Source organism: Variovorax sp. UMC13 (assembly GCF_014170375.1).
Classification (GTDB): Bacteria; Pseudomonadota; Gammaproteobacteria; order Burkholderiales; family Burkholderiaceae_C; genus Variovorax.
Map to the genome: position 1 here is coordinate 380,442 of NZ_LZZW01000036.1, position 7,304 is coordinate 387,745.

Here is a 7,304-nt window from a genome sequence, read left to right on the forward strand (position 1 = left end):
CTGTAGTGCGCGCACTGTAGGAGAGGCCGCGCGCCGCGGCCATCGCTCATTGCGCGACTCAGGATTCGCGGTTTGCGAATTCACCCGGGCACAGCATCGCGGCCACGGTCATTGCCGCCGAGGACATCGCCGCGGCCGGCTGGTGGCACAGCGTGAAGCGCCGCGCGGCCCAGTCGTCGTCGATGCGCAGGCGCCTGAAGGCCTGGCCGCCCGCGAAGCTCTGCGCCACGGCCTGCGGCATCAGGCCGATGCCGATGCCCTGCGCGATCATGGCCGTCATGCTGTCGAAACTGCCCACATGGATGCGCATGCGCAGGCTGTGCTGCGCCTCCGAGGCCATGCGCGCCAGCGTGGTCGAGATGGCCGAGCCCTGCGTGAGGCCGATCACGTCGTAGGGCAGGAAATCCTCCAGCCGCACGCTGCGCCGCGCGGCCAGCGCATGGCTGGCATGCACCACCAGCACCAGCCGGTCCTCGTGGTAGTGCAGGGCCGGCAGCGCCAGGCCGCCCTGCGTGCTCTCGTAGATGCCCAGGTCGACCACGCCGCGGCTCACGGCCTGCAGCACGCCCTGGCTGTTGATCTCCTGCAGGTCGATCTTGATGCCGGGGTAGGCCGCGTGGCAGCGCTGCAGGTCCTGCGGCATGAACTGCAGCACGGCCGAGGTGCAGGCCGCGATGCGCACCACACCCTTGTCGCCGTGGCGGAAGGCCTGCGCGTCGTCCTGCATGCGCGACACCGCATGCGCCACGCTGCGCGCATGGGCCAGCAGGGTGCGGCCGGCGTCGGTCAGCGCCATGCCGTGCGGCAGGCGCTGGAACAGCGGCACGCCGAACTGCGCTTCGAGTTCCTTCATGCGGCGCGAGGCCGCGGCCGGCGCCAGCGCGATGCGCTCGGCGGCGCGCGTGATGCTGCCCGACTCGGCCGTGGCGATGAACAGCCGCACCGTGGTCAGGTCGAAGTGCACCCGGCCGGGCACCGTGTCCGGCGGGGCGGCCTTGGCCGCGGGCTTCGCGGCGCGCGTGTTCACTGCTTCGTCGCGCCGGGCAGCGTGATGCCCGGGAAGATCTTGATCACCGCGCTGTCGTCTTCCTTGGCGAAGCCGGCGGTCGAGGCCTGCATGAACATCTGGTGCGCGGTCGAGGCCAGCGGCAGCGGAAACTTGCTCGCGCGCGCCGTGTCGAGCACCAGGCCCAGGTCCTTGACGAAGATGTCGACCGCCGACAGCGGCGTGTAGTCGGCCGCCAGCACGTGGGCCATGCGGTTCTCGAACATCCAGCTGTTGCCCGCGCTGTGCGTGATGACCTCGTACAGCGCCGCCGCGTCCACGCCCTCGCGCAGGCCCAGCGCCATCGCCTCGGCCGCCGCGGCGATGTGCACGCCGGCCAGCAGTTGGTTGATGATCTTGACCTTGCTGCCCGCGCCCGCGCTGTCGCCCAGCCGGTAGACCTTGCCCGCCATCGCGTCGAGCACCGCGCCGGCCCGGGCATAGGCCTCGGGCTTGGCGGCCGACATCACGGTCATCTGGCCGCTCGCGGCCTTGGCCGCGCCGCCGGAGATCGGCGCGTCGATGTAGTGCAGGCCGCTGGCGTTCAGGCGCTGTTCGAGCGCCGCCGACCAGTTCGGGTCGACGGTCGAGCACATGACAAAGGTGCTGCCGGCCCGCATCGTGGCCGCGGCGCCGTGCTCGCCGAAGAGCACGGCTTCGGTCTGCGCGGCGTTGACCACCACGCTCACGACGACGTCGCAGGCCGCGCCGACGTCGGCCGGCGTGGCATGGGCGACGCCGCCGCCCTCGGCGAAGGCCGCGGCCGCGCCGGGCCGCACGTCGCAGACGTGCACTTCGTATCCGTTGCTGCGCAGCGTCTGCGCGATGCCCAGGCCCATGGCGCCCAGGCCGATCAATCCGACAGTGTTCATGGCAATGCCCGCAGGCGTGCTGGTTCAGGAGGGCCTGACCATACCCCGAGGCCGCGCGCGCACCAACGGGACAAGCCCGTGGGCGATGGGATTCAGAAGCTTCTCAGCGCAGCGTGAGCTTGGCGGCCCGCACGATGCTCGCCGCATCGACGCCGAAGAAGTCGCGCAGCGCGGCGCGGGTGTCGCTGCGGCCGAAGCCGTCGGTGCCCAGCGTGAGGTAGCGCCGGCCCTCGGGCAGGAAAGCGCGCACGCTCTCGGGCACGGCGCGCACGTAGTCGGTGGCGGCCACGATCGGCGTCTTGCCCTCGCCCAGCTGCTGCGCGATGAAGGCGGTGCCGGCCTCCTCGCCGTTCAGCGCCCGCGCCTGGCAGGCCGCGCCGTCGCGCGCGAGCTCGCTCCAGCTGGTGACGCTGATCACCTCGGCCGCGATGCCCTCGGCCTCGAGCTGCTGCGCGGCCTTGACCACCTCGGTCAGGATCGCGCCCGAGCCCATCAGCGTGACCTGGGGCTTCTTCGGCTTCGACGACGATGCCGCGTCCCGCCAGCCCTCGTAGCGCCAGCAGCCGCGCAGGATGTCGGCCGCGGCTTCGACCGGCACCTCGGGCTGCGCGTAGTTCTCGTTCATCAGCGTGACGTAGTAGAAGACGTCGCGCTGCGCGACCATCATCTCCTGGATGCCGGCGTCGACGATCACCGCCATCTCGCCCGCGAAGCCCGGGTCGTAAGCCTTGCAGTTGGGGATGGTCGCGGCCACCAGGTGGCTGCTGCCGTCCTGGTGCTGCAGGCCTTCGCCGCCCAGCGTGGTGCGGCCCGAGGTCGCGCCCAGCAGGAAGCCGCGCGCGCGCTGGTCGGCCGCGGCCCAGATCGCATCGCCCACGCGCTGGAAGCCGAACATCGAGTAGTAGATGTAGAAGGGCAGCATCGCCAGCCCGTGCACGCTGTAGCTGGTGGCTGCGGCGGTCCAGCTCGCGATGGCGCCGGCCTCGCTGATGCCCTCTTCCAGGATCTGGCCGTCGGTGGCTTCGCGGTAGCTGAGGATCGAGTCGATGTCCTCGGGCGCATAGCGCTGGCCCACGCTGGAGTAGATGCCGACCTGCTTGAACAGGTTGGCCATGCCGAAGGTGCGCGCCTCGTCGGCCACGATGGGCACCACGCGCGGGCCCAGGGCCTTGTCCTTCAACAGGTTGCCCAGCATGCGCACGAAGGCCATGGTGGTGCTCATCTCCTTGCCGTTGGCCGCCAGCGCGAACTGCGCATAGGCCGCGAGTTCGGGCTTGGGCACGACCGCGCAGTCGGTCTCGCGCCGGGGCATCGCGCCGCCCAGTGCGTCGCGGTGCGCCTTCAGGTAGCGCATCTCGGCGCTGTCCTCGGCCGGCTTGTAGAAGGTCAGCGAGGTGGCCTGCTCGTCGGACAGCGGCAGGTCGAAGCGGTTGCGGAAGCCGATCAGGTCCGCGCTCTCGAACTTCTTGTGCGAGTGCGTGGTCATCTTGCCCTGGCCCGCGGCGCCCATGCCGTAGCCCTTCTTGGTGTGGGCCAGGATGACGGTGGGCTGGCCCTTGTGCGCGGCGGCCGCGGCGTAGGCCGCATGGATCTTCACCAGGTCGTGGCCGCCGCGCTTCAAGCGGTCGATCTGCTCGTCGGTCATGCCCTGCGCGAGCTTCTTCAGTTCCTCGTTCTGGCCGAAGAAGGAGTCACGGTTGAAGCGGCCGTCCTTGGCCGCGAAGGTCTGCATCTGGCCGTCGACCGTGTGGGCGAAGGCGCGTGCCAGGGCGCCGGTGGTGTCGCGCGCGAACAGGCCGTCCCAGTCGCTGCCCCAGACCAGCTTGATCACGTTCCAGCCCGCGCCCGCGAACAGTTTTTCCAGCTCGTCGACGATGCGGCCGTTGCCGCGCACCGGGCCGTCCAGGCGCTGCAGGTTGCAGTTGACCACCCAGACCAGGTTGTCGAGTTTTTCGCGCGCGGCCAGCGTGAGCGCGCTCATCGATTCGGGCTCGTCCATCTCGCCGTCGCCGAACACGCCCCAGACCTTGCGCTGGCTGCAGTCCTGCAGCTGGCGGTCGCTCAGGTAGCGCATGAAGCGCGCGTGGTAGATCGAGCTGATCGGGCCGATCCCCATCGAGCCGGTGGGGAACTGCCAGAAGTCGGGCATCAGGTAGGGATGCGGGTAGCTCGACAGGCCGCGCGCGCCGCTGCCCTGGGTGAAGGCGGGCGCGGTGAGTTCCTGGCGGTAGTGCAGCAGGTCGTCTTCGCCGAGCCGGCCTTCGAGGTAGGCGCGGGCATAGACGCCCGGCGCGCTGTGCGGCTGGAAGAACACCAGGTCGCCGCCATGCCCTTCGTTGCGCGCATGGAAGAAGTGGTTGAAGCCGACTTCGAACAAATCGGCCGCGCTCGCATAGCTCGCGATGTGGCCGCCAAGCTCGCCGTAGGCCTGGTTGGCACGCACCACCATCGCCAGCGCGTTCCAGCGCATCAGCGAGCCCAGCCGTTCCTCGATCGCGAGGTCGCCGGGGAAGGCCGGCTGGGCGTCGACGCCGATGGTGTTGACGTAGGGCGTCGAGAGTTCCGGCTTCCAGCCGATGCGCTGCTGGCTGGCGACCTGGGCCAGCGCATCGAGCATCTGGCGCGCGCGTTCGGGCCCCTGCGCCTGGGCCAGCGCCGTCAGCGCGTCGCGCCATTCGGCGGTTTCCTGCGGGTCGGGATCGTGGGCGTCGGGGGTCATCAGGGCGTGCAACTGCGAGGCGGAAATCGGTGCATTCATAGCAGGCACTTTAGGATGCTATGCGCCGCATGAGCTGCCGTGAAGAGCGGTTGTTCGCATGTCTCGCCGCATAAAATGCCGAAGAAATACGAGGCAACGGCATTTCATGAAACTCGATCCCATGGATCTGCGCATCCTCGACGAACTGCAGCGCGATGGTTCGCTGTCCAACGTCGAACTGGCGCGGCGCGTGCACCTCTCGCCCTCGCCCTGCCTGGCGCGGGTGAAGGCGCTGGAGGCGGCCGGCGTGATCGACCGCTATGTGGCGCTGGCGAGCGCCCAGGCCTTGGGCCTGGGGCTCAATGTGTTCATCTCGATCAGCCTGCGCACCCAGGGCAAGGAGTCGCTGGCCGACTTCGAGCGGCGCATCGCCGAGCACGACGAGGTGATGGAGTGCTACCTCATGACCGGCGACCGCGACTACCTGATCCGGGTCGCGGTGGCCGACATGGCGGCGCTGGAGAAGTTCATCATGGAACAGCTCACGCCGATCCCCGGCATCGAGAAGATCCGCTCGAGCTTTGCGCTCAAGCAGGTGCGCTACAAAACGGCGCTGCCGCTGCCTCGGAACTGAGGCAGCGGCAGCGCAGGGTCTGCCCGAGGCGGCCCGGCCTTGCACCGGGCCCTCGCACAGTGTCGATCAGAGGCCGATCAGGCCGCCGTCGTCACGCGTGATCACCAGCGTGGCCGAGCGCGGACGCGACAGGCCGCCGTCCGGCCAGTGGCTGCCGAACTTGGTCGGATCGGTCGTGCCGGTCGCCGGGGGGGTCTCGCCCGGGTGCTGGATGTTCACGAACAGCGCGCGGCCGTCGCCCGATTCGGCGATGCCGGTGAGTTCGCAGTCCTTCGGGCCGACCAGGAAGCGGCGCAGGCCGTCGGCGCCGGGCGCCTTGCCGACGAAGGTGTCCTGCGTGCGCGTGGTGGTGCCATTGGTGTTGGTGATGGTCTTGGCCGCGCCGTCGCCGACACGGCCGGGGATGGCCGCCAGCAACATGCAGTTGGTGACGTCGGTGTAGGCGCCGTCGTCGGTCTGCAGCCACAGCAGGCCGGGTGCGGCCTCGCTGAACCACATGCCGTCGGGGCTGGAGAAGTCGTTGTCCGCGCTGAGTTGCGACACGTTGACGTCGGGTGCTGCGACCGAGCGTGCGCCGAACAGGTACACGTCCCACTTGAAGCTCAGGGCGGCCGGGTCGCCGTTGGTGTCGGCGAAGCGCACGATGTGGCCGTTCGGGTTGCCCGAACCGCCCTTCGGGTCGGTGTAGAAGCGCGGGTTGGCCGCATCGGTCTTGTCGATCGGGCGGGCGCTGGCGTTGGTGTTGGTCAGCGTGACGTACACCTCGCCGGTCTTCGGGTTGACCGCGGTCCATTCCGGACGGTCCATCTTGGTCGCGCCCACCACGTCGGCGGCCAGGCGCGTGTTGATGGCCACGTCGGCCGCGTCGGCGAAGGCATAGGCGCTGTTGCTCGCCGTGATGCCGTTCACGCCGAAGGCCAGTTCCACCCACTGGCCGGTGCCGTCGGCGGCGAACTTGGCTACGTAGAGGCGGCCCGCGTCCATGTACTTGTCGCCGGCGGCCAGGCCGCGCGTCGCATCGGCTGCGTCCCACAGGGCGGCCGAGACGAACTTGTAGATGTACTCGCCGCGCGAGTCGTCACCCATGTACCAGACCAGCGGCTTGCCGACGACGACCGGGCCCAGGCAGGCGCCTTCGTGGCCGAAACGGCCCAGCGCGGTGCGCTTCTTGGGCGTGGACAGCGGGTCGAACGGGTCGATCTCGACGACCCAGCCGTAGGTGTTGGCACCGTTGCGGTAGTCGGCCAGCGCGTTGGCGCCGCGCACCTCGGTGTTCCAGCGGCCGTACAGGTCGTCGCTGGTGTCGGGCGTGACGGTGGCCCACAGTTCGCGGCCGGTGCCGGCGACGCCATAGCGTGCGAACGAAGCGAGTTCCTTGGCGCTGCGGTTCGTGTTGTCGGTGGCGGCGACGCGGCGGAAGTAGCCGGCCCAGTTCTCTTCGCAGGCGAGGTAGGTGCCCCAGGGCGTGGTGCCGTTGGCGCAGTTGTTGACCGTGCCGCGCGTCATGCTGCCGTTGGTCGAGTACTTGGTCTTCAGGTAGTCGGTCTTGGCGGCCGGGCCGGAGAAGGCCATTTCGGTCAGCGTGTGCACGCGGCGGTTGAAGCCCGACGCCTGCTTGTAGCTCCACTTGTTGGCGCTCTTGCTCACCTCGATCACGCTCACGCCGTGCAGGTAGAACTCGCGCAGCACTTCGTCGGCCACGGTGCGGGCGCCCGCCACGATGGTCTGGCCGGTGGGGTGCAGGAACAGCGGCGTGATGGCTTCGTGGTTCATCACCAGCAGGCCGCGATCGGCCGCGCTGTGGCTCCACTTGCCGCTGGCGTCGACGCCGAAGAAGGTCATGCCGTCGTGGTGGTCGCCGGCGCGGCGGTCGTAGGTGGCGGCGGCATCGGTGCCGTCGTTCTTGTACGCCGGCACGCCCGTGGCGATCGGGTCACCCAGGCGGTAGAGCACGCTGGCGGTGTAGCCGGCGGGCACGGTCACGAGGTCTTCGAGGCTCTTGGGCACGGCGTTGAAGCCGAGCTTGGGAGCCGCCGGTGCGGGGGCGGGCGCGGG

At 69.7% G+C, this 7,304-nt stretch carries 5 protein-coding genes; 1 reads left to right on the forward strand and 4 read right to left on the reverse strand.

Annotation, left to right across the window (positions count from 1 at the left end; translation table 11 throughout):
- Nucleotides 1-58: 58 nt before the first annotated feature.
- The 3 genes from A9977_RS31370 to mdeB all read right to left on the reverse strand — a co-directional run bounded on the left by A9977_RS31370 (nt 59) and on the right by mdeB (nt 4,675).
- Nucleotides 59-1,027, reverse strand: coding sequence for a LysR family transcriptional regulator (locus A9977_RS31370; protein ID WP_310936230.1), 969 nt, complete (start codon nt 1,025-1,027; stop codon nt 59-61).
- Complete coding sequence (gene ltnD, locus A9977_RS31375; RefSeq protein WP_183028712.1) at nt 1,024-1,917, reverse strand: L-threonate dehydrogenase; 894 nt, start codon at nt 1,915-1,917, stop codon at nt 1,024-1,026. The genes A9977_RS31370 and ltnD overlap by 4 nt, the downstream gene beginning before the upstream one ends.
- Nucleotides 1,918-2,020: 103 nt before the next feature.
- Entirely contained in the window at nt 2,021-4,675 is a 2,655-nt protein-coding gene (gene mdeB / locus A9977_RS31380; RefSeq protein ID WP_183028713.1) for an alpha-ketoglutarate dehydrogenase, read from the reverse strand.
- A 106-nt stretch (nt 4,676-4,781) separates the two neighbouring features.
- Between mdeB and A9977_RS31385 the strand changes: the two genes are divergently transcribed.
- Nucleotides 4,782-5,249: an Lrp/AsnC family transcriptional regulator gene (locus A9977_RS31385; RefSeq protein ID WP_183028714.1), complete on the forward strand. Its 468-nt coding sequence runs from the start codon at nt 4,782-4,784 to the stop codon at nt 5,247-5,249.
- Nucleotides 5,250-5,315: 66 nt separating this feature from the next.
- Here A9977_RS31385 and A9977_RS31390 read toward each other — a convergent pair.
- Nucleotides 5,316-7,304: PhoX family phosphatase (locus A9977_RS31390; protein WP_183028715.1), on the reverse strand; the 1,989-nt coding region annotated here is incomplete at its 5' end.

Bases quoted from the DNA above. Each gene is read 5' to 3' on its own strand.
- ltnD (WP_183028712.1), bottom strand. From the start codon at position 1,917: ATGAACACTGTCGGATTGATCGGCCTGGGCGCCATGGGCCTGGGCATC.
- mdeB (WP_183028713.1), bottom strand. From the start codon at position 4,675: ATGAATGCACCGATTTCCGCCTCGCAGTTGCACGCCCTGATGACCCCC.
- A9977_RS31385 (WP_183028714.1), top strand. From the start codon at position 4,782: ATGAAACTCGATCCCATGGATCTGCGCATCCTCGACGAACTGCAGCGC.